Raw genomic sequence first — 21,341 nt, 5'->3', positions numbered from 1 at the left:
AGCTGACCCCCATTTAATCAGGAACTGGCTATGACCTACGAAGAATATTTAGATGAAGTAACGACGCTGATCGCGGAACGCTACAAATTGATTGATGCTGCAGCAATACGTCTGGTAATGCAGGCACAGGATGCGGAATTTTTTGTCACTCACGATGAAAATCCGGCCTTGCGCACCAAACAGCAGGCGCAGCTGGATGCACGTACTATCTATGAACAACATCAGCGCCCAGGTTTATGAATTAGCAGCGAGATAACGAGCAAACTCATCTGCCGACAGCGGGCGGGGAAAATAATAGCCTTGTATTTCGTCACAATGCTGCAGGCGCAGTAACGATAACTGGCGGTCATCTTCTACACCCTCAGCAATCGTTTTAAGATTCAGGCTTTTGGCCATCTGAATAATGGCACGAACAATAGCGGCATCATTGGGATCATCCTCCATATCACGGATAAACGATTGATCAATTTTCAATTTATCCACATCAAAGCGTTTCAGGTAAGACAGGCTGGAATTACCGGTGCCGAAGTCATCAATTGCCAGTTTGATACCCAGGGTTTTTAACCGGCGCACCTTGCCCAATACGTTGTCTGCATCCTGTATCAGGATGGATTCGGTCAATTCCAGCTCAAGCAATGTCGGATCCAGCTCCGATGCTGTTAACGCACGGGTCACGCTCTGTTCCAAATCACCACGCTTGAATTGTACCGCTGATAAGTTTAGCGCCATGACCATCTCCGGCAAGCCTGTCCGTTGCCAGGCTACGGCCTGCCGACAGGCTTCCTGTAACACCCACTCACCGATGGGCACGATCAGCCCGCTATCTTCTGCTACGGATATAAAACGATCCGGGGACAGCATGCCGAGTTCAGGGTGCTGCCAGCGCAACAGGGCTTCTGCGCCGACTACCGCACCACTGGCCAGACTAATCTGTGGCTGTTAATACAACTCAAATTCATGCTTATCCAGTGCCTGGCGCAGGCCGTTACGTATCTGTAAATGATCAAGCGCATTTACGTTCATTTCTTCCGTATGGAAACGGTAGGTGTTGCGCCCCGACTCTTTGGACTGATACATAGCGGTATCCGCTTTTTTCAATAATGTATCAAAATCGTTACCATCGTCCGGATAGACCGCAATACCTATCGACAGCGAAGTCGTTAATTCGTGATGTTCAATAGTAAATGAACGTGCCAAATGCGCCAGTATTTTCTCTGCCACCACCACGATGCCATCACCATCATGAACATCTACCAGAACGATCAGAAACTCATCACCACCCTGACGGCTGAGGATAACAGTCCATTACATCAGACTGTTTCCGCTCCATGTATTCCACCAGCAAACTATGCGTGATTAGTTCAGCCTTATCATGCAGGCCGCCACACCAGATCCAGCTCGCGCGCGGCCTTGACATCATCGAGGCGACGTACAGGCTGGGTATAAGGCGCACCCTTTACCAGCTCAGGCGTAGCGTAAGCCTCTGCCAGTATGGATTTCATTGCCACCACAAATGCGTCCAGCGTTTCCTTGGATTCGGTTTCGGTAGGCTCAATCAGCAGGCACTCCGGTACCAGCATCGGGAAATACGTGGTCGGCGCATGATAGCCGTAATCCAGCAGACGCTTGGCAAAATCCATTGCGGTAACGCCGGTATCATCCTTGAGCTTCTTCAGGGTAACGATGAACTCATGGCTGGCACGACGGGTAGGAAACGCAATATCAAAACCGGCTTTCTGCAATTCGGCCAGCAGATAATTGGCATTCAGCGTAGCGAATTCAGCGACACGATGCATGCCTTCTGCGCCCAGCATGCGCGCGTAGATGTAGGCGCGCAGCAGCACCCCGGCATTGCCGTGATTGGCGCTCATGCGGCCAATCGTGGCAGGAATATCGCCTTCCACCAGCAGGCGATACTGGTCATTTTCCTTAGTCACTACCGGTACCGGCATGTATGGCAACAGACGCGTGGCAACACCCACCGGCCCTGCGCCGGGTCCGCCACCGCCATGCGGGGTAGAAAAAGTCTTGTGCAAATTCATGTGAATCACATCAAAGCCCATGTCGCCAGGTTTGACACGACCCAGAATCGCGTTCAGGTTGGCGCCGTCGTAATACAGCAGGCCGCCGGCATCGTGCACGATTTTCTGAATGTCCTGAATCTTCTTTTCAAATACACCCAGTGTGGACGGGTTAGTCAGCATCAGTCCGGCAGTATGCGGCCCCACGGCTGCTTTCAATGCTTCCAGATCGACGTCGCCTTCTTTGTCGGTCGGGATTTCGTGGACAGTATAGCCACACATCACTGCGGTGGCCGGATTGGTGCCGTGTGCCGCATTCGGCACGATAATTTCGCGCCGCGCATCGTCGCCGCGGGCATCGTGATAAGCGCGGATCATCGCCACGCCGGCGAATTCGCCTTGTGCACCAGCCATCGGCGCCAGCGACACACCGGCCATGCCGGTGACGTCCTTGAGCATTTCCTGCAGCTCATACATGGATGCAAGGAAACCCTGGCCAGTTGCTGCCGGAGCGAATGGATGCCGCGCCAGAAAGCCCGGCAGCATCGCCAGACTGTTACAGGCGCGCGGGTTGTATTTCATGGTGCAGGAACCCAGCGGGTAGAACTGCGTATCAATGGAGAAGTTTTTCTGGCTCAGACGTGTGTAATGGCGCACCACATCCATCTCCGAGGCTTGCGGCAACTGCGGCACATCCTGACGCAACAAGTGTGCAGGCAAATCGCTGCAATCGTCTAGCTGCGCAGGCATTTGTGCATGAGCGGCACGTTTAGGGCGGGAATGTTCAAATATCAGCATGGTCGTCTCTCGTTTATTTGCTCAGGGCTAGGCTTAATTGCTGCGCATAGCGTTGCAAATCGGCAGCGGTCTTGGTTTCCGTGGCGCAGATCAGCAACGCATTGCCCAGCTCAGGGTAATCCGCGCTGAGATCGTGTCCGCCCAAAATACCTTGTGCCTGCATGGCTGCCAGCACTGGCGCTACCGGACGATCCAGCTGCACGACTGCTTCATGGAAATAATGCCCGGCAAACGCCTGCTTCACGCCGGAAATGGCACTTAACTGCACGAGCAGGCTGCGCATATTCGCGTGTGAGCTAGCCGCTACCCGCTTCAAGCCTTCCGGCCCCAGCAAACTCATGTAAATGGTGGATGCCGTTACTACCAGCCCCTGATTGGTACAGATATTCGAGGTCGCTTTGGAGCGGCGGATGTGCTGCTCGCGCGCCTGCAACGTGAGGGTAAAACCCTGCTTGCCTTCCAGATCGACGGTGCGCCCGACGATACGGCCCGGCATCTGCCGCACCAGCGCCTGTTTGCAGGTCATGAAACCGTAATACGGCCCGCCATTGGACAATGGTGCACCTAACGGCTGGCCGTCACCGGTGGCGATGTCCGCACCGGCTGTACCCCATTGACCCGGCGCCTTGAACAGCGCCAGACTGGTCGGATTGGTCAGCGCAATCACGCGACCACCGTGCGCATGCGCCCAGTCAGTCAGCGCATCGACATCTTCCAGCGCGCCGAAGAAATTCGGCTGCGGGATCACCAACGCGGCAAAGTCACCCATGTCGGTAGTCGGCACTGGCGTAGTGCCAGTGGCGAGGTCATAATCCAGCTCCACCAGTTCGATATGCTGATTCTTCACCATCGCACGCACCACCGAACGGTACAGCGGCGATACGGTTTTCGGCATCAGTACGCGCATCGCACCTTTATGCGCGCGCACCGCCATCAGCACCGCTTCGGCCAGCGCCGAACCGCCGTCATACAGCGAAGCATTGGACACATCCATACCAGTCAGGCTCGCCATCATGGTCTGGTATTCGTAGATCAGTTGCAGCGTACCCTGCGAAGCTTCCGCCTGATACGGGGTATACGCCGAATAGAACTCGCCACGCGTGGTAATTTGCCATACCGCGGCCGGAATATGATGTTCATACGCCCCCGCGCCGATGAAATTCAACTGCCGCCCATCCTGGTCTGCGCGTTCGTGCATGAGGCGGCTGACTTCCATTTCGGTCAGTGCCTCAGGCACCTGCGTGAGCTTGCCGCTGCGCAGCGCCTCGGGGATTTCATCAAACAATGCGTCTATCGACGGCGCGCCGATGGCGGCGAGCATCTGGGACACATCTTCATCGGTATGCGGAATAAATGGCATGAAAAGTCCTGTTTCTGTTATCTGAAATTAATGTGCTTCGGATTCAACCAACGCCTGATACGCCGCGGCATCCATCAAAGCATCGACATCTGCACTGTTGGCCGGCTTGAGCTTGAACATCCATGCGGAATAAGCATCTGCATTGATGGCTTCAGGCGCAGCTTCGACATCGCCGTTAGCGGCAACCACTTCACCGGCGACAGGCGCGTACACATCGGACGCCGCTTTAACCGATTCCACTACGGCACATTCTTCGCCTGCAGCCAGCGTGCGGCCGACGGCCGGGTTTTCCACAAACACCATGTCGCCTAATAAATCCTGAGCGTGGGCGGTGATGCCTACGGTGACGGTGCCATCTGCATTGGTCTTAACCCACTCGTGGGAAGCGGTGTATTTCAAATCTGCCGGGATACTCATCTGTGTTACTCCTAGGTTGTCTGTCTAAAATCAGGAAATTAATGACTTGCCGTTGCGTGCGAACGGGTAGCTTACCACTTTCGCTTTAAGCTGTTTATCGCGTACCGCTACTTCGACTTCGGCACCCGGCGCAATGCCCAGCGGGATACGTGCCAGCGCGATGGATTGCTGCAAAGTCGGAGAGAAAGTGCCGCTGGTGATTTCGCCGGCACCGTGTTTGGTATTGACCACCTGATGAGCGCGCAATACGCCTTTGTCCAGCAACACCAGACCGACCAGCTGCATGTTGATGTCACGCGACTGCAATGCCGCTTTACCAATAAAATCGCGTTCGCTCTTCAGGTCTACCGTCCATGCCAGACCGCTTTCCAGCGGATTGGTGGTTTCGTCCATATCCTGACCGTACAGGTTCATCCCGGCTTCCAGACGCAAGGTGTCACGCGCGCCCAGACCAATGGGTTTCACCCCCAGATCAGCCAGATGCCGCCACATCGCATCAGCCTCCGCTACCGGCAACACGACCTCGAAACCATCTTCGCCGGTATAACCGGTGCGGGCAATGAAATACTGCTGGAATTCCACCGCATTGAACGGTTTCAGCGCTTCAGTCACCGCCTGCGCACCGGGAATGGCTTCCCATACTTTGGCACGGGCATGCGGGCCTTGCACGGCAATCATCGCCAGGTCGCGGCGTGGGGTGACAGTAAGCGCTCGCCCTGCTGCCTGTTTCTGCATCCAGGCCACGTCTTTGTCCGCAGTACCGGCATTGACCACGATACGGAACCAGTCTTCGGTCATGAAATAAATAATTAGATCGTCGATCACGCCACCTTCAGGATTGAGCATGCATGAGTACAGCGCCTTGCCGCTCACGGCGAGCTTGTCCACATTGTTGGCCACCAGCCCGCGCAGGAAACCGCGCACGTCGTCACCCTTTACGTCTACCACCAGCATGTGACACACGTCGAACATGCCGACATCGTTGCGCACCTGATGATGTTCCTCGATCTGCGAACCGTAATTGACCGGCATATCCCAGCCGCCAAAATCAACCATCTTGGCGCCCATGTCACGGTGTGCTGCATTCAGTGGAGTCTGCTTTAACATTGTTTTCCTGTCATTTACTGTAATCCGTTTGCACCACGCAAAGCATCTAGTTGACTGAAATATTTAATTTAACTATTATGTTTGCGCGACTAGTGTACTCGTTCCAAAGCGAGTCCCTCCCCCTAAGGGGCTGGTCGTTCCTAATTCTCTAAGGCCAGCGCTGTATATTTACATTTCCGCTGGCCTTTATTTTTTCCCACGCATCTTTTACAGCATTCTCATGCCAACGGTCAGGTATATCCGTGCGATTTTCATATCGCCCTGCCATATACACCAATAAATCAGCAACTTGCAGGAAACGGCTATGGTGTGACTGGGTAAAGTAAACAGTATCGAGCAGTCGTCCCAGCGGCTTACCAAAATACATTGGTGTTTTGCCTTGTGTTTTGTACTCTGAAAAATCCACAACTGCACCTGTTACTTCATCAGCTTCATAATCCCCAAATACCAATCCCAAATCATTTGCTTGATCAAGGTACTCAACAAATCGCTCAAGAATCAACATCAAACCCAATCGGTAAGCCGGTATCGGATATTTGTATTTCTGCTGATGCCGTTCAACATTAATACAAACCATTCTTACAGGAATATGGTTATCAGTAACAAAAGTAGCCACATCTTGAAATACCCGTACACGATCTTCCAGCTTCCGTCCCTTGGCATTACCTTTGCCATGAAACAATTCTTTCCCGTGAAATTCATTGGCCTGGATCAGCGAACGAGCACCAAAAAAATTGAAAGCAATCTGTCCCAGCGTGTTTTCAAATTCAATCGCTTTTTGATCAGGAATCAATAACCCACCAAGAAAGAAATGCGGGTTCTCGGGAGTATGTTTGTTTTCATCAAAGTAACAAAGATGCATATAGCCCTAAATAAAAACTACAGTGATAACTGTTGAATTTCTTCCGCATAATAACTGCTGCGCACCAGCGGTCCGGCTTTGACCCAGTCAAAGCCCATGGCGCGCGCTTCGTTTTCGTATTCAGTAAACACATCCGGATGGATATAGGCTATCACCGGCAAATGATCCAGGGATGGGCGCAAATACTGCCCCAGCGACACCCTCGATACCCCCGCATCGCGCAAATCACGCAACACAGCCAGCACCTCGTCGCGTGTTTCACCGAGGCCAAGCATAAGTGCGGATTTAGCCGCGACGCCCGGCTGTTGCGCGGCCAATTCGAGCAGGCTTAACGAGCGTGTATATTTGGAACCGCGGCGTGCCGTCTGATATAGGCGCGGCACGGTTTCCACGTTATGCCCCCACACCAGATCGCGGCGCGCCGCTGGCGGCAATGCGGCCAGCGCCTGCATCACCGTAGCTACCGCGCCAGCCTGATTCTGCTGAAAGTCGGGGGTCAGAAACTCGATACCCATTTGCCCGTCGCGTTCGCGCAATTCGCGCAAGGTTTCGGCAAAAATTAACGCACCGCCATCAGCCTGATCGTCGCGGTTAACCGAAGTCAGCACGATATAGCGCAATTGCAGTTCCAGCACGGCTTCGGCGACACGTCGCGGCTCATCAGTATCGAGAAAACCGGGCTTGCCGGTTTTTACGGCACAAAAACCGCAGGCGCGCGTACAGGTATCGCCCAGCAACATGAAGGTCGCGGTGCCTCGACTCCAGCATTCGCCGCGATTAGGGCAACGCGCTTCTTCACACACGGTATGCAGGCGATGTTCATGCACGGCGGCGTCGGTCTTGCCATAATGCACATCCTGGCCCAGATTCTGCCGGATCCAGATAGGCATACGCACGGCATTGGGCTGACGGGCTGGCTCGGTGATTATGTTGATGGTATTGATAGTCATAGTCGGTAAATATAAAAGTGGTAACGATGTGCCATCATCACCCCCCTGTCCTATTTACCTGAGAGATTACAGCACGATGATCGCGCCGTGTGCCCCTTCGGTGGACGCTGTTCGCGTCGCTCTCCAGAGATGTCCTGTGCTTTGCGGTTCGGGGGCCTGAGCGATTCTGGGTGAATTACGCCTTCGGCGGCAATCTCGGGTAGCCTAAGCTGACAACGATTTGCACTCTCCCGCAGACACTGCGGACAAGCCAAGACTATACCTGAAATAGGCGCAAAATAGAATACAACACAGTCCCTGTATTTGCCTTCATATTATTGCAGCATTTGCCATTTAGAATCATCATCTTTGATTACTTAGGTCGTGTCATGACTGATAATCCGCATCTTGTTTACTGCAAAACAGCCAAAGGCCAGGAAGAAATCCGTAGCCGTCACCACGGCCTGCTCTCCCGGCAACGCAGCGCGCTGATACTGATGGATTGTGCGAAAAGCATAGGCATCATTGCCAATGCAATACCGCTTCCAGAGCTACAACAGACCGTACCCTTCCTGATGCAAAGCGGATTTATCGTGTTAGCCGACGAACAGCGCGAGCAGGCGAACCGTATTGAACTGAAACCAAAACAGAGACTCGATGATATAAATCTGGTGGCTACGTCCAGCAAACCGGCCATCATCTCCCCGCCGCAACTAAATCAGCCGCCGGATTTTATCGAGAACGTGAAACACTTCATGATCACCACCGCGAATACCTATCTGGGATTGATGGGCGCAGAAGTCATCAGCCGTATCCAGCGTTGCCACAATGCAGATCAACTCATGGCTGCAGTGGCGCACTGGCACATGGCCTTGCGTGACTCCAAGATCGGTGCAGCCTTTGCTGCCGATTTTCTGGAACAGGTCAAATTCGAACTGCACAGCGGCAATTGAAATCGACTGTTGTTGTTCTGCTGCATTAGCGTCAGAAACAAGAACTAGTTTAACCACACTTATACGCAGAAAAAATTCACCTATCACCACAATTAATAAATAAAAACCTTTTCACATCAATAAAATACATTGATACTGTGCATATCCGCAATATAAAAATTCCACAGGATGTGTAAATGAAAAATCTCATGCGTCTATTCGGAATTATTCATGGATTGATGGCATTTCTCTTTGCTTGCGCAGCACTTATGCTCATTGCAATTGCTGCCCACATGGGATGGATGGCCTTTGCCATCAATCTGGACCGGGGCGCAGCGCAAACGATTATCGAAGCTATCGGGCTGTTAGCCGCTGCCGTTGTCGCGCTACAGATTGCCCAGACCACATTATTGAGGAAGAGGTTATTCGTGACGCCAACATCAGCGCGCCAACCCGAGTACGACGATTTTTGTCCAGATTTTTTGTGGTTGTCGTGGTCGCGCTGTCCATCGAAGGGCTTGTTGCCACGTTCCGTGCCATACACGAAAATCCCGCACAGCTTCCATACGCCGCGAGCATCCTGGTTGGGGTAGGTGTACTTCTCGCCTCATGGGGCTTATTCATACACCTTAACCGTTCTGCCGAAGAACTGGAGCCTGAAGCAATGGCGGATGCAAAGCGGGAAGACCTGAAACTCAAATAGCCCTGCTCCAGGGCCACCCATCGTTCCAAGCTGGGCATCCACAGAAAGACTGATATGCGCTCACCTGGCATTATTCGTAGAGGCTGGGTTTTCTTCACCCTGACGCTGGCGCTCTTGATGAGTGGTTGCGCATCCTCAGCGAGTCCATGCATTGCTGGCCCAGGCTCAGAAAGTATTAAAAATTTCTGTGTGGTAACGCCCGATGTGCTGTGGCGCGGAGCGAGCCCTGATGAGGAAGGCGCTGCGTGGCTCGTTAACCATGGCATTCACACGATTGTAAATCTTGAACTGCTCCATGATGATTTGCACACGTTTAGTCAAGCCAGCATCCAAAACACCCCCAAGTACACGGTGGGTTACTTTCGCATACATGATTGGGAACCTTTCGCGCTATTCCCGTCAATTGAAGATGATAACGTTGCGCATTTCCTTGCGATCGTCAGTCAACAGCCCAAACCTATCTATATCCACTGTCGTTCCGAGCAAAATAGGACAGGGTTAATGGTTGCCGCCTACAGAGTGATTGTTGAAGGTGAAAATACCGAGAACGCCATTGCAGAAATGGCGCGTTATCAGGGGCTGTGGTTTGAAATCGATGCGAAATACATTCGTGGCTTAACCCGAACGACGCGAAGAGATCCGCCTCAAAGCTGCGCAGTGGATACCGAAACTTAAACAAAATGCCCAGATCGTCTGCGAGAACGGCGCATGCGCCATCTCGGATCGCTGAACCTGAGTAGCATGCGCTCGCGTGCAATTGCGTCTACCATTCCAAGGCGATTACCTGCTTACTAAAGGCAACTCTCATAAAATAGAAAATGGAATCAACGAATAAAGATTAATCGAGTTTGACCCCGTCAGTTTCATTCAGTGCTGAGGGTATAAACCCTTCATTCGACAAAGCACGAATTACACCCCGCATCAGGTAATTGCTACTAAAGCCGATAGTGTATTGGCGCGCCCCCTCCTTGATCGGCTGCAACATCTTTCGCTCCACTAATTTTTTAATTTGATAGGTACGCTGTGCAGCTGACATACCAGGCATGGCAGCTGCCAGATCAGCAGCCTTGGCCACGCCATTTTTTGCGGTTATTTGTAACACGCTTTCTTCTATCGGGGTGATGAGCATTCTGTCCTTGGCATAAGCAAGTGCAGGTGTAAGAATCTTGTCACTCAAATAACTGAAGTCAGTCAGTCGATCAACTTTGCGTAATTCTTCCAGAACGCCTTGCAATACATAAATACACCAAGCTTCTAGTCCTTCTGAGGTGCCTGTGTCGGCTCGTGCCAGCATGGCATAGTATTGATCGCGGTCATTGCAAAAAACTGCTGTCGGGTTCAATACTCTTCCGCCAGTTTTCACATTGAAGCCATACTTAATCAGTAAAGTATAGGTTAGCAGGCGAACTACGCGGCCATTGCCGTTGCCAAATGGATGAATCCAGCCGAAACGATGATGCGCCAACGCCACCTTGATGAGGTCATATTTTGGCGGGTGAGTTTCATTGATAAACGCCACCAACTCCTGCATATAGTGTGGCACCTGTATGGGTTCTGGTGGCAAGTGCTCTGCCTGTGCAATGATTACCTGCTTCTGACGGTATGCCCCTGGCGTAGCATCACCTTCTCGTACCAGGTCTTTTACCGCGATAGCGTGTAGTTCACGAATGAAGTGTTCTGTCAGCCCATCATTGGGGTGAATATTTTCCTCAATGTACTCCATGGCGTCTTCAATATTTTCCATTTCCAACAGCTGGTCAGATGGTGACTGCTGCGTACCTTCCAGCTTGCTTTCCACATAATCAGCCAACGTCGTGTGATTGCCTTCAATACGAGCCGAACCTAAACTTTCCAGCATGTGGAAGATGTCTTTAAGCTGGAAAAAAACCGGTGCCGGGGTTGTGCCATGTAGTTGCAGACGACGCAAATGTTCCAGCTCGGTCAAAACGTCAACCAGCGGAGAGTCAAACGATGGGTTGAGTAAACTTAAATCATAGTGACTAAATGCAGGCATGGTGAAATTTTTCTATAGAGATGAAAACAAACATCTCTAATTAAGCAACAACATGGCAATAAAAACAATATATTAATTTATAATTTAAAAAAATTATCTTTAAAACTGTCAAAAAACAAGTTGACTAACATCATCTATGAAATCTAAATACATGACAGTCTTTTGATGAACCACATGAACAACTCAAGACGGCTCCTATGGGTTCTCTAATCCGTCAGCACCACCCTGCAGCTGATAGTCAGACAATTGCATAGTGGCAAACGATCCATATTCAAGCCGTTTAAATGTCACCACCTTTAATTTATGCTGGATAAATCTGATTGATTATTTCAGCAACCAGCTTAATCATATCCAATGCTTGACTGTCCAATGACGTGGCGCCATGTGCATAATGGTTACGCAACGCAGGCATTGTTTCTAATATCGTCGCCAAGTAGTCATGGTTGCGATCTTCATCTTTGATTTCATACTTGGCATTATCAATAACAATTTCAGTTAAATTGAGCCGCCTCATCTGCTCGATGGCCTCAATTCTAGTCCGCTGCTGTGCATTCATTTCTGTCCGATGTTGCCATACCTTGAAATTCTCATTTTTCAAATGTGAGTTTTCAACAGCATATGACAACAGGGCGCTTAAACCAGGTTTAGATTTAAGCTTCTTTTTTCTGGATGCAATTACTTCAAGCTCAAAACGCTCACGCAGTGCAAGCTCAAGACAGGTGTATGCATGAAGTTTTGCCACAGGATAAAAGCGGTAGACGAACCAAGCATATAAATAAAGATTCTTGGCGGTCTCGAATTGAATGCGTATATCGTCTGGTACGCCTTTATGTAAAACGATTTCAGCAATGGCATCATGCTGATCTTTAACCGTGATCGGCTGATTCGTCAGAAAAGAAGTCGCTGGGATTCGGCTATCCGGCTTGCATACATCTTCAGGAGAACGAAGAAAATCAGGATGATCACTCATATTGTTTTCTAGTGCCATTTATTTTTATTAGGTTACTGCCTGTTCAACCAGCACATCCGCCAGCTTCTGCTGCAACTGGCTGGCGGCGGTGATGCGGGATTTTAGTTGGTCGCAGATAGCCATCAGTTCATCGACTTTGGCGACGATGCGGTGTTGTTCGGCGAGGGGGGGAATTGATAATGGAAAATTATTCATTGAAAATAGTGACAAGTTCATTATGGTTGTACCACTTACGCTATTCAATGCGTATTCCATAAAATATGGACTCTCAATTAATACTTTTACAAAATGCTTATAAATCAGGTTGGCTAAATTGAAATAACATGCGCTTTTACCAAGAATGATATTTTCATTATTGTAAAAGGCCACATTACCAATAGTACCGTTGATGGAAACAAGTACCGTTCTTTCATTTAAACTTTTCCTGTGCTTTTTCATTTCATCCAAGGACACAGTTTTTGTTTCAGGCTTAATAGTGATCTGACCATTATCAAGATTGTTGCCATTCACAAAATAGCACTCGGAATTTGGCGTATAGGTTGGCGTACCATGTAATCCATCACCTAATACATACACAATATCCTTAAGCCTTACCCACTCCCAACCTTGTGGCAGTTCAAACGATTTTTCCTCATCGGAAATCGGCGCAAGTGGCTTGTCTTTCTTAATCTTGCCATCGGCAACTAGCCTGGCTTTCTCAGCCTGTATGCGCTTGAGCAATTCACAGGCAGGCTCATCATTCGGGTCTTGCGGCACGAGTTTGCCCATTACTGCCAGTTGCAGTAGGGTTTGTTTGAGGAGTTCGATGCTGGTTTCGGTAGTGAACAGGGTGTCGAAATGCGCAGCGATGCGCTGCCAGTTGGCGCTGAAATCTGCGGCGCTTTGCGATAGGGTGAGCGTGCCTAGCAGTTGGCTCACGAGCTTTTCGTGGGCTACTGCGGCGTTGTTGTGCTGGGTTTCCAGCTGGTCGCACAGCGCCATCAGTTCATCAACTTTGGTGACTATGCGGCGTTGTTCAGCAAGCGGAGGGGTTGGCACGCAATAGCCTAGCAATTCATCTTGCCTGATGCCTGCGACCGTCATTCCACTACCTACAATTTTCAATGTGCTGTAGAACTTAATGAAGTAACCAATATCAAGTTGCGATGTGATTTTTAATGCTTTTAGATCTTGGTTTATTGCCACATCCATAGCTGCGATAGCTATTTTGCCTAGCCCCATTCGAGTACATATTAACAAGTCCCCCTTATTTGCTAGTTTGCTTCCAGCCTCAAGACCGTCTTCCGTGATGTGGTCTTGCGTTGATTCAAGAAATTTATCAACATTCAAATCCTTAACGCTCGCCCAAGGAATATCACCATTCCAGAATTCAGAATTATTTTTACTTGGTGTTCCACCGCTAAGTATACTTAGAACAAAACTATCAAGCCGCGCCCAGACCCAGCCATGCGGCACTTCAAACGGTCTTTCTTCATCCGATATCGGTGCCAGTGACTTACTTTTCTTAATCTTACCTTCCGCAATCAACTTGGCCTTTTCAGCCTGTATGCGCTTGAGCAATTCACTGGCTGGTTCATCATTCGCATCTTGCGGCACCAGCTTGCCGCGCACAGCGAGTTCCAGTATCAACTCGCGCAGCTTCCTGATGCCATACACGCTGGCTGCATTACCTGAACTGCGGCCACGGCCTGATTTCTTCTCGGTATCGGCTTGTGTCCAGATATCGATATGATCGGTAAGCAATTGCTGTATGGCATTCATGCCTGCGCCCCGCGTTGAAGCGCCTCACCCAGTATGTCTTTCAGTTGGCTGCGTAGCGTGGCAATGTCATTCTGCATGGCGCTGTATTGCGCCAGCAGCACATCGGGGTCATGGATTTCCTGCTCACCCTCATGCGGGTTTTTGCAATCGAGGTTGTAGTTGCGTGCCTTGATGTCTTCCAGGCTGACTTTCCACGCGTATTCGTTTTCCACACGTGTTTTGAAACCGTCGGCGTCCTTACCCCACCATTGTTCCAGCGGCGTGAATTCTTCCACCTTGAGGGGTTTGGTTTTGTTGTAGGCTTTTACGCCCGCAGGCAGTGGATGTTCGTAAAACCAGATGTGCCGGGTGGGCGTGCCTTTGGTGAAGAACAATAGGTTGGTCTTGATACTGGTGTAGGGCGCAAACACGCTATTGGGCAGGCGCACGATGGTGTGCAGGTTGCATTCTTCCAACAGTTTTTCCTTGATGCGGGTTTTGATGCCTTCGCCGAACAGAAAACCATCCGGCAACACCAGCGCGGAGCGGCCACCAGATTTCAGCAACTGCATGATCAGCACCAGAAACAGATCGGCAGTTTCGCGGGTACGGAAGGTTGCGGGAAAGTTGGTTTCGATGCCGTCTTCTTCCATGCCGCCGAACGGTGGATTGGTGACAACTACGTCCACACGCTCCTTCGGTGTCCAGCTGATCAGCGGACGCGCCAGCGTGTTGTCGTGGCGGATATTACTCGGCACGTCAATGCCGTGCAGGATCATATTGGTGGTACAAAGCAAATGCGGCATCGGCTTTTTCTCGATGCCGAAAATACTGGCCTGCAATTGCGTTTCGTCTTCTACGGTGTTCACATCCTGGGTGCGGATGTGTTCTATTGCGCAGGACAGGAAACCACCCGTGCCGCAGGCGGGGTCCATTACCTTTTCACCCAGGCGCGGGTTGACCATGCGCACCATGAATTCGGTGACCGCACGCGGTGTGTAAAATTCACCCGCGTTGCCTGCTGCCTGCAAATCACGCAGCAATTGTTCGTACATATCACCGAACATGTGGCGCTCCTGCGCCTTGTTGAAATCCACGCCTTCCTGAATCTTGTTAATCACCTGCCGGATCAACTGGCCGGATTTCATGTAGTTGTAGGCGTCTTCAAATACCGAGCGGATCACATAGGCACGCTGATCGCCGCCTTTGGCTTCCAGATTCTGCAGGGCTGGGAACATGTCGTTGTCGAGAAACTGTTTCAGTTCATCGCCAGTCATGCCTTCGGCATTGGCTGCCCAGTTGCGCCAGCGGTATTGCTCTGGCAATGGCGATTGGTAGTTGGTTTGCAGAAGCTCCCATTCGGTTTCACGGTCGTCAAAGATTTTCAGGAACAGCATCCATACTAATTGGCTCAGGCGCTGGGCGTCACCATCGACACCGACGTCTTTGCGCATGATGTCCTGGATGGATTTAATGGTGGAGGAAATGCTCATAAATAGGACTGCTTATCGGTAAGGGTTCAAATCAGGCGTAAAGGTTTCGTTCTAATTCATGCAGTGCAGCGATGTAGGCTTGCTTACCACCAAAGGCGGATACTATTTCGCTGGCTGTACCCATGTGCTTGAATGGGTCGAGGGTGAGGATTTTGATGTCTTCGATGTTTTCTATGCCGGTATCGGCGTATTTTTCCAGCAGGCTTTCCAGCACCTTGCGTGCTTGTTCGCCGTATTTGGCAAAGTAGTTACGTTTTTTTACCTGCTCGGCTCGTTCACGGCGGGTGAGTGGCGGTTGGTCAAAGGCGACGTGGCAGATCAGGTCGAAGGCATCGAAATCCTTGCCAACTTCTTCGGCTAATGCTGCCAGCAATACACCGTGCGCTTCCAGTTCTTGCAGGATGGCGGCTTTGCGGTCAGCTTGAGTCCAACTGCGCAGGAATTCATCGAGTGACGCATAATCCTTGCGCACGGTCTGGCGAGTGTAATCCTTGAGCGATTCGGTAATCAGCTTACCGTCTGAGCCGTAATATTGCACGCGCTCGGCGACTACATAGACAGAAACATCGCCGAGTACGTATTTCACCCGTTTGGTGCCTGATTCATCGTTAGGGAAATCCACATCGGGCTGGATGATCTCGCCATCCGTGCCTGTGGGGTTTCCATTCTCATCCAGGTCGATTTCAGTTTCTTCATCTGGCGGCACGACTGGATCATCGCCCTTCGGTTCGTAAATTGATTCTGGCGGGCCATCAAAGGCTTCGTCGGCAAACAACTCAGTCGCCTTTTTGAAATCCATGATGGTGAACCAGTATTTGTCGTAATCTTCGTTGATGCGCGTGCCGCGCCCGATGATCTGCTTGAACTCAGTCATTGACTTGATGTGCTGATCCAGCACTACCAGCTTGCAGGTTTGGGCATCAACACCAGTGGTCATCAGCTTGGAGGTGGTGGCAATGACGGGGTAACGTTCTTCCGGGTTGATGAAGTTATCCAGCTCAGCTTTACCTTCTTGTTCATCACCGGTAATACGCATCACGTATTTGCGGCTTTCCTTGACCCGTTCAGGGTTCAGGTTGACCAAGGCTTGGCGCATACGCTCGGCGTGGTCGATGTCGTCGCAGAATACGATGGTCTTGGCGTAAGGGTCTGTTGCTGTCAGAAATTCGGTGATTTTGCGTGCGACCAGCTCGGTGCGCTTTTCCAGCACCAGCGTGCGATCCATGTCGGTCTGGTTATAAACACGGTCTTCTATCACGTTGCCATTTTTATCAGTCTGGCCTTTGCTGGGACGCCAGCCTTGCACGTCTTTGTCGATGTCGATGCGAATGACTTTGTATGGCGCAAGGAAACCATCTTCTATGCCTTGCTTCAGGGTGTAGCTGTAAACTGGTTCGCCAAAGTAGTGAATGCTGGAAACATCCTTGGTTTCTTTCGGTGTAGCGGTTAGCCCCACATGGGTGGCATTGGAAAAATACGCCAGTATCTCGCGCCATGCGGAATCTTCTGCTGCACTGCCACGATGGCATTCATCGATTACGATCAGATCAAAGAAATCTGGGGAGAATTGTTTGTAGATGTTTTGCTCTTCTTCGCTGCCAGTAACAGCCTGATACAGCGACAGATAAATTTCGTAGCTCTTGTCGATCTGGCGCTTGCTTATTTTGGTCATTGCCGCACCAAACGGTTTGAAATCGTTGTTCTTGGTCTGATCCACCAGTATGTTGCGATCCGCCAGAAACAGGATGCGCTTCTTGGCACCAGACTTCCATAAACGCCAGATGATCTGAAATGCGGTGTAGGTCTTGCCAGTGCCAGTAGCCATTACCAGCAGAATGCGCTGCTGACCTTTAGCCACGGCTTCCACTGTGTTGTTGATGGCATTGGCTTGGTAGTAACGCGGGGCGCGGCCTGTGCCATCATCGTAGTAAGGCATTTCTATCGTGTGACGAGCATCTGCTGTCTCAATGCCTTTCCACTGGCAATAGCGCTGCCATAGCTGTTTGGGAGTGGGAAAGGCATCCAGTGCCAGTTCCTGCTCAGTCCTGTCTGCTAACCCTGTGCAGTCATGGAACAGAAAACCGTCACCGTTGGAACTGAATACAAATGGTACGCCTAGCGTTTCGGCATAATTTAACGCCTGCTGCATACCGGCGCCTACACTATGGCTGTTGTCCTTGGCTTCGATGACGGCAAGTGGAATGTTTGACTTGTAATACAGGATGTAATCGGCACGCTTCTGCTCACCACGAGTGTGCAACTTGCCACGAACGATGATACGACCTTTAGTAAAGCTCACTTCCTCGCGAATCTGGGTGTGTAAATCCCAGCCCGCATTAATGACGGCTGGTGTGATGTACTTAGTGCAGATGTCGCGTTCAGAGAGGCTTTTCTTGCCGGTCATGGGGTGAAATATCCTTGGGTACTACTGTTCAGTTGGCTTAGATGTCCTAGATGAAAGTTATATCAGATTTAGTTAATGACGTGTAGGAAATTCAAGCATCTCACTCCCAGCAGGCTTCATGTCAACCCGATCAAGATTATTACTAAGCAAACGATCAACAGAAGTATATGTAGCGGCCTCGACGCATAACAAATAAGTTCAGATTGTGATCGTTTAGCGAACCACAATCTGAACATTTAGTTAGGACAAATGAACAGCGTCTAAAAGCTCTATTTTAGCGTGTCTTAATTTACGACTTTAATTGCACAGAACAGCTGCGCAATTTGAAGTAAGCACTACTCCACCGTCACAGACTTTGCCAGGTTACGCGGCTTATCCACATCCGTGCCTTTTTGCAATGCGGCATGATAGGACAAGAGCTGCAACGGGATGGTATGCAGGATCGGCGATAGCCAGCCGGCATTATCCGCCAACTGCATCACGTGCACGCCTTCGCTGGCGCTGATATGCGTATCGGCATCGGCAAACACGTACAGCTCACCGCCACGGGCGCGCACTTCCTGCAGGTTGGATTTGAGCTTTTCCAGCAGGGCGTCGTTGGGGGCGATGGCGACCACCGGCATGTCTTTATCCACCAGTGCCAGCGGGCCGTGTTTGAGCTCGCCAGCGGGGTAGGCTTCAGCGTGGATGTAGGAGATTTCCTTGAGCTTGAGCGCGCCTTCCATGGCGATCGGGTAGTGCACGCCACGGCCGAGGAACAAGGCGTGCTGCTTATCGGCAAAACGTTCTGCCCATAATGCTATGCCGGGTTCCAGCGCCAGCACCCGCTGTACTTCTGCGGGCAGTGCGCGTAATGCGCGAATATGCTCAGCTTCTGCTGCGGGTGTGAGACGTCCGCGTTGCTTGGCTAACAGCAGGGTGAGCAGGAACAGCGCAGCTAATTGCGTAGTAAAGGCTTTGGTCGACGCCACGCCGATTTCTGGACCCGCGCGGGTGAGGAAGCGCAATTTGGAGGCACGCACCAGCGCGGATTCAGGCACATTGCAGATGGATAGGGTATGTTCATGTCCGAGCGCTTTGGCGTGATTGAGCGCGGCCAGCGTGTCGGCCGTCTCACCCGATTGCGACAGGGTGACCACCAGCGCGCTGGGGTTAGGCACGCTATCGCGGTAGCGGTACTCGCTGGCGATTTCGGCCTGACAAGAAATACCCGCCATTGATTCTATCCAGTAGCTGGCGACTTTAGCAGCATGATAGCTGGTGCCACAGGCCAGAATCGTCACTGCATTGATCTTGGCGAAAACCTGTGCCGCGTCGAATCCGAACAACTCTGGCAGTAAGTGCTCACCCATTACCGCATCGTGCAGGGTGTCGGTTAAGGCACGTGGCTGTTCGTGGATTTCCTTTTGCATGAAATGGCGATAATTGCCCAGCTCGGACATTTCCGATGACTGCTCGGAAATGAAGATATTACGTTCCACCGGCTGTCCGGAGGCATCGTAGATAGCCACAGACAATAAACCGATATCCGCGATATCGCCTTCTTCCAGGTAGATGACTTTTTGCGTCACCGGCAGCAAGGCGGAAACATCGGAGGCAATGAAGTTCTCTTCTATGCCCAGACCGATCAGCAGCGGGCTGCCACGACGGGCGCAAATCAGGCGTTGCGGCACATCAGTAGCGACAACACCGATCGCAAAGGCGCCCTGTAAATCAGCCACGGCACTGCGCGTCGCGGCCAGTAAATCATGGTCTGCCTTGTAATAGTGATGCACCAGATGCGCGATTACTTCAGTGTCGGTTTCCGAAGTAAAGATATAGCCCTGCTCGCGCAGGCGCTGGCGCAAGACTTCGTAGTTTTCAATAATGCCGTTATGCACCACGGCAATCAGATCGTGACTGACATGCGGGTGGGCATTGGCTTCGTTAGGCGCACCATGGGTTGCCCAGCGGGTGTGGGCGATACCCCACAGCCCATGCACCTGCTGTTGTTGCACAGCCGCAGTCAAGGCCGCCACACGGCCAATACTGCGCACCCGATGCAGGCCATCATTAATCACCACCAGGCCCGCAGAGTCATAGCCGCGATACTCCAAGCGACGCAAACCCTCAAGTAAAATGGGTACGACATTACGTTGCGCTACTGCTCCTACAATGCCGCACATAGTTATCCTTTCGACTTTTTGACTGGACGCTGCCAGCCAGAAATGGTGAGTTGCTTGCTGCGTGACAGGGTCAGTTCACCCGCTGGTGCGTCTCGGGTGATGGTGGAGCCTGCACCTATGGTTGCCCCTTTGCCGATCGTGACCGGAGCAACCAGCTGGGTATCGGAACCAATGAAGGCATTATCTTCGATCACGGTACGATGCTTATTGGCACCGTCATAATTGCAGGTGATGGTGCCGGCACCGATATTGACCAGTTTGCCTACGGTGCTGTCGCCGACATAGGACAAATGATTGATCTTGGAGCCATTATCGACCTGGCTGTTCTTGATCTCGACAAAGTTTCCCACATGCACATCGGCCGCCAGTATCGTACCTGGGCGCAGCCGCGCAAACGGGCCGATATGATTATCGGTGCCTACGATGGCATCCACCAGATGGGAGAATGACGCGATTTGCGTACCGGCACCGATTTTGACATTCTGTAACACGCAGTGAGCACCCACACTCACGTTATTCCCTAATTCGACTTGCCCCTCAAACACGCAGCCGACATCGATCATAACGTCGCGACCGCACTGCAGGCTACCACGTACATCAATGCGCGCCGGGTCAAGCAGGGTCACGCCCTGGGTCATCAGCTGATTGGCCACTTGCAACTGATGCAGACGCTCCAGTTCGGCCAGTTGCGCTTTGCTGTTCACGCCGAGAATTTCGCGATGATGCGCTGGCTGGCACGCTTGCACACCGATACCATCGGCAACCGCCATGGCAATGATATCGGTCAGATAATATTCGCCCTGGGCATTGGCATTGCTCAGGCGAGACAGCCATCCGGCAAGCCTGTGCGTAGGCAACGCCATTAATCCGGTATTCACTTCAGTAATGGCTCGCGTTTGCGTATCAGCATCCTTATGTTCGACGATAGCCGTGACCTTACCTGCGGCATTGCGCACGATACGACCATAACCGGTCGGATCGGTCAGGTTTACCGTCAATAGCGCCAACTGATCCTGCACTGCCACGGTCGTCAGCGCGCGCATGGTGTCAGCCGTAGTTAACGGCACATCGCCGTACAAAATCAGGGTCACGCCACTATCCGCCAGATGGGGCACTGCCTGCCGCACCGCATGGCCGGTACCGTGCTGTTCTGCCTGCAACACCCAGGTGATATCGCTACCGCCAATCGCTTTTGGCACTTGCTCACCACCATAGCCATAGACCACACAGATTTGTAACGGATCAAGGCTGCGCGCAGTATCCAGCAAATGCGCCAGCATGGGCTTGCCAGCCAGTGGGTGCAGCACTTTGGGCAAATCAGACATCATGCGTGTGCCGCGCCCGGCAGCGAGTATGACTATATTAAATGGGGAGATCATGATTATTTATATGCCTTATCGAGACTGCGTCAGTATAGCAAATCCGC

19 protein-coding genes, 1 pseudogene and 1 riboswitch are annotated in these 21,341 nt (G+C 51.5%); of the genes and pseudogenes, 5 read left to right on the top strand and 15 right to left on the bottom strand.

What is annotated here, in order from left to right:
• Positions 1-30: 30 nt before the first annotated feature.
• Positions 31-240: a hypothetical protein gene (locus EJE49_RS00515; RefSeq protein ID WP_124948454.1), complete on the top strand. Its 210-nt coding sequence runs from the start codon at positions 31-33 to the stop codon at positions 238-240.
• Here the strand turns inward: EJE49_RS00515 and EJE49_RS00510 are convergent.
• Together EJE49_RS00510 and EJE49_RS00505 are read right to left on the bottom strand one after the other, a co-directional pair.
• Positions 235-930, bottom strand: coding sequence for a putative bifunctional diguanylate cyclase/phosphodiesterase (locus EJE49_RS00510; RefSeq protein ID WP_124948453.1), 696 nt, complete (start codon positions 928-930; stop codon positions 235-237). The two genes, EJE49_RS00515 and EJE49_RS00510, sit on opposite strands and share 6 nt — an antisense overlap.
• A gap of 9 nt (positions 931-939) precedes the next feature.
• Complete coding sequence (locus EJE49_RS00505; protein ID WP_262981947.1) at positions 940-1,257, bottom strand: diguanylate cyclase domain-containing protein; 318 nt, start codon at positions 1,255-1,257, stop codon at positions 940-942.
• Here EJE49_RS00505 and EJE49_RS14145 point away from each other — a divergent pair.
• Positions 1,198-1,356: a hypothetical protein gene (locus tag EJE49_RS14145; protein WP_223246668.1), complete on the top strand. Its 159-nt coding sequence runs from the start codon at positions 1,198-1,200 to the stop codon at positions 1,354-1,356. The two genes, EJE49_RS00505 and EJE49_RS14145, sit on opposite strands and share 60 nt — an antisense overlap.
• A gap of 14 nt (positions 1,357-1,370) precedes the next feature.
• Here EJE49_RS14145 and gcvPB read toward each other — a convergent pair.
• From gcvPB to lipA, 6 genes and pseudogenes are all read right to left on the bottom strand, one after another.
• Positions 1,371-2,822: pseudogene (gcvPB, locus tag EJE49_RS00500) on the bottom strand (aminomethyl-transferring glycine dehydrogenase subunit GcvPB); the annotation flags it as partial.
• Between the two features lie 10 nt (positions 2,823-2,832).
• Entirely contained in the window at positions 2,833-4,179 is a 1,347-nt protein-coding gene (gcvPA, locus tag EJE49_RS00495; protein ID WP_124948450.1) for an aminomethyl-transferring glycine dehydrogenase subunit GcvPA, read from the bottom strand.
• A 27-nt stretch (positions 4,180-4,206) separates the two neighbouring features.
• Positions 4,207-4,596, bottom strand: a complete 390-nt coding sequence (gene gcvH / locus EJE49_RS00490) for a glycine cleavage system protein GcvH (RefSeq protein ID WP_124948449.1) — start codon at positions 4,594-4,596, stop codon at positions 4,207-4,209.
• A 30-nt stretch (positions 4,597-4,626) separates the two neighbouring features.
• Positions 4,627-5,703: a glycine cleavage system aminomethyltransferase GcvT gene (gcvT, locus tag EJE49_RS00485; RefSeq protein WP_124948448.1), complete on the bottom strand. Its 1,077-nt coding sequence runs from the start codon at positions 5,701-5,703 to the stop codon at positions 4,627-4,629.
• 148 nt (positions 5,704-5,851) lie between these two features.
• The gene (locus tag EJE49_RS00480) at positions 5,852-6,565 is read right to left on the bottom strand and encodes a DUF3800 domain-containing protein (RefSeq protein ID WP_124948447.1); all 714 of its coding nucleotides are present in this window, start codon (positions 6,563-6,565) and stop codon (positions 5,852-5,854) included.
• Between the two features lie 17 nt (positions 6,566-6,582).
• Positions 6,583-7,515, bottom strand: a complete 933-nt coding sequence (gene lipA / locus EJE49_RS00475; protein ID WP_124948446.1) for a lipoyl synthase — start codon at positions 7,513-7,515, stop codon at positions 6,583-6,585.
• A gap of 35 nt (positions 7,516-7,550) precedes the next feature.
• Positions 7,551-7,652, bottom strand: a riboswitch (glycine riboswitch).
• 231 nt (positions 7,653-7,883) lie between these two features.
• Between lipA and EJE49_RS00470 the strand changes: the two genes are divergently transcribed.
• The 3 genes from EJE49_RS00470 (at position 7,884) to EJE49_RS00460 (ending at position 9,804) form a co-directional block, all read left to right on the top strand.
• A complete protein-coding gene (locus EJE49_RS00470) occupies positions 7,884-8,447 on the top strand; it encodes a hypothetical protein (protein ID WP_124948445.1) in 564 nt (187 codons plus the stop codon).
• 448 nt (positions 8,448-8,895) lie between these two features.
• The gene (locus EJE49_RS14140; protein WP_223246667.1) at positions 8,896-9,129 is read left to right on the top strand and encodes a hypothetical protein; all 234 of its coding nucleotides are present in this window, start codon (positions 8,896-8,898) and stop codon (positions 9,127-9,129) included.
• Between the two features lie 54 nt (positions 9,130-9,183).
• Entirely contained in the window at positions 9,184-9,804 is a 621-nt protein-coding gene (locus EJE49_RS00460; RefSeq protein WP_124948444.1) for a fused DSP-PTPase phosphatase/NAD kinase-like protein, read from the top strand.
• 163 nt (positions 9,805-9,967) lie between these two features.
• On the opposite strand, the gene EJE49_RS00455 is transcribed toward EJE49_RS00460, so the two are convergent.
• From EJE49_RS00455 to glmU, 7 genes are all read right to left on the bottom strand, one after another.
• Complete coding sequence (locus tag EJE49_RS00455) at positions 9,968-11,143, bottom strand: Fic family protein (protein ID WP_124948443.1); 1,176 nt, start codon at positions 11,141-11,143, stop codon at positions 9,968-9,970.
• Positions 11,144-11,444: 301 nt separating this feature from the next.
• Complete coding sequence (locus tag EJE49_RS00450) at positions 11,445-12,113, bottom strand: hypothetical protein (RefSeq protein ID WP_124948442.1); 669 nt, start codon at positions 12,111-12,113, stop codon at positions 11,445-11,447.
• A 27-nt stretch (positions 12,114-12,140) separates the two neighbouring features.
• A complete protein-coding gene (locus tag EJE49_RS00445; protein WP_124948441.1) occupies positions 12,141-13,874 on the bottom strand; it encodes a restriction endonuclease subunit S in 1,734 nt (577 codons plus the stop codon).
• Positions 13,871-15,346, bottom strand: coding sequence for a type I restriction-modification system subunit M (locus tag EJE49_RS00440; protein ID WP_124948440.1), 1,476 nt, complete (start codon positions 15,344-15,346; stop codon positions 13,871-13,873). Before EJE49_RS00440 ends, EJE49_RS00445 begins: the two co-directional genes overlap by 4 nt.
• Before the next feature lie 31 nt (positions 15,347-15,377).
• Positions 15,378-17,750 carry an EcoAI/FtnUII family type I restriction enzme subunit R gene (hsdR, locus tag EJE49_RS00435; protein WP_124948439.1) on the bottom strand — a complete coding sequence of 791 codons (2,373 nt, stop codon included), beginning with the start codon at positions 17,748-17,750 and terminating at the stop codon, positions 15,378-15,380.
• 335 nt (positions 17,751-18,085) lie between these two features.
• Positions 18,086-19,915, bottom strand: a complete 1,830-nt coding sequence (gene glmS, locus EJE49_RS00430) for a glutamine--fructose-6-phosphate transaminase (isomerizing) (protein ID WP_124948438.1) — start codon at positions 19,913-19,915, stop codon at positions 18,086-18,088.
• 2 nt (positions 19,916-19,917) lie between these two features.
• Positions 19,918-21,294 (bottom strand): bifunctional UDP-N-acetylglucosamine diphosphorylase/glucosamine-1-phosphate N-acetyltransferase GlmU, encoded by a 1,377-nt coding sequence (gene glmU, locus EJE49_RS00425; protein WP_124948437.1) that lies wholly within the window; start codon positions 21,292-21,294, stop codon positions 19,918-19,920.
• Positions 21,295-21,341: the final 47 nt, after the last annotated feature.

Source organism: Sulfuriferula thiophila (genome assembly GCF_003864975.1).
Taxonomy (GTDB): Bacteria; Pseudomonadota; Gammaproteobacteria; order Burkholderiales; family Sulfuriferulaceae; genus Sulfuriferula; species Sulfuriferula thiophila.
The sequence above is the reverse complement of the archived record's forward strand: the minus strand, read 5'-3'. Positions and strand labels throughout refer to the sequence as shown.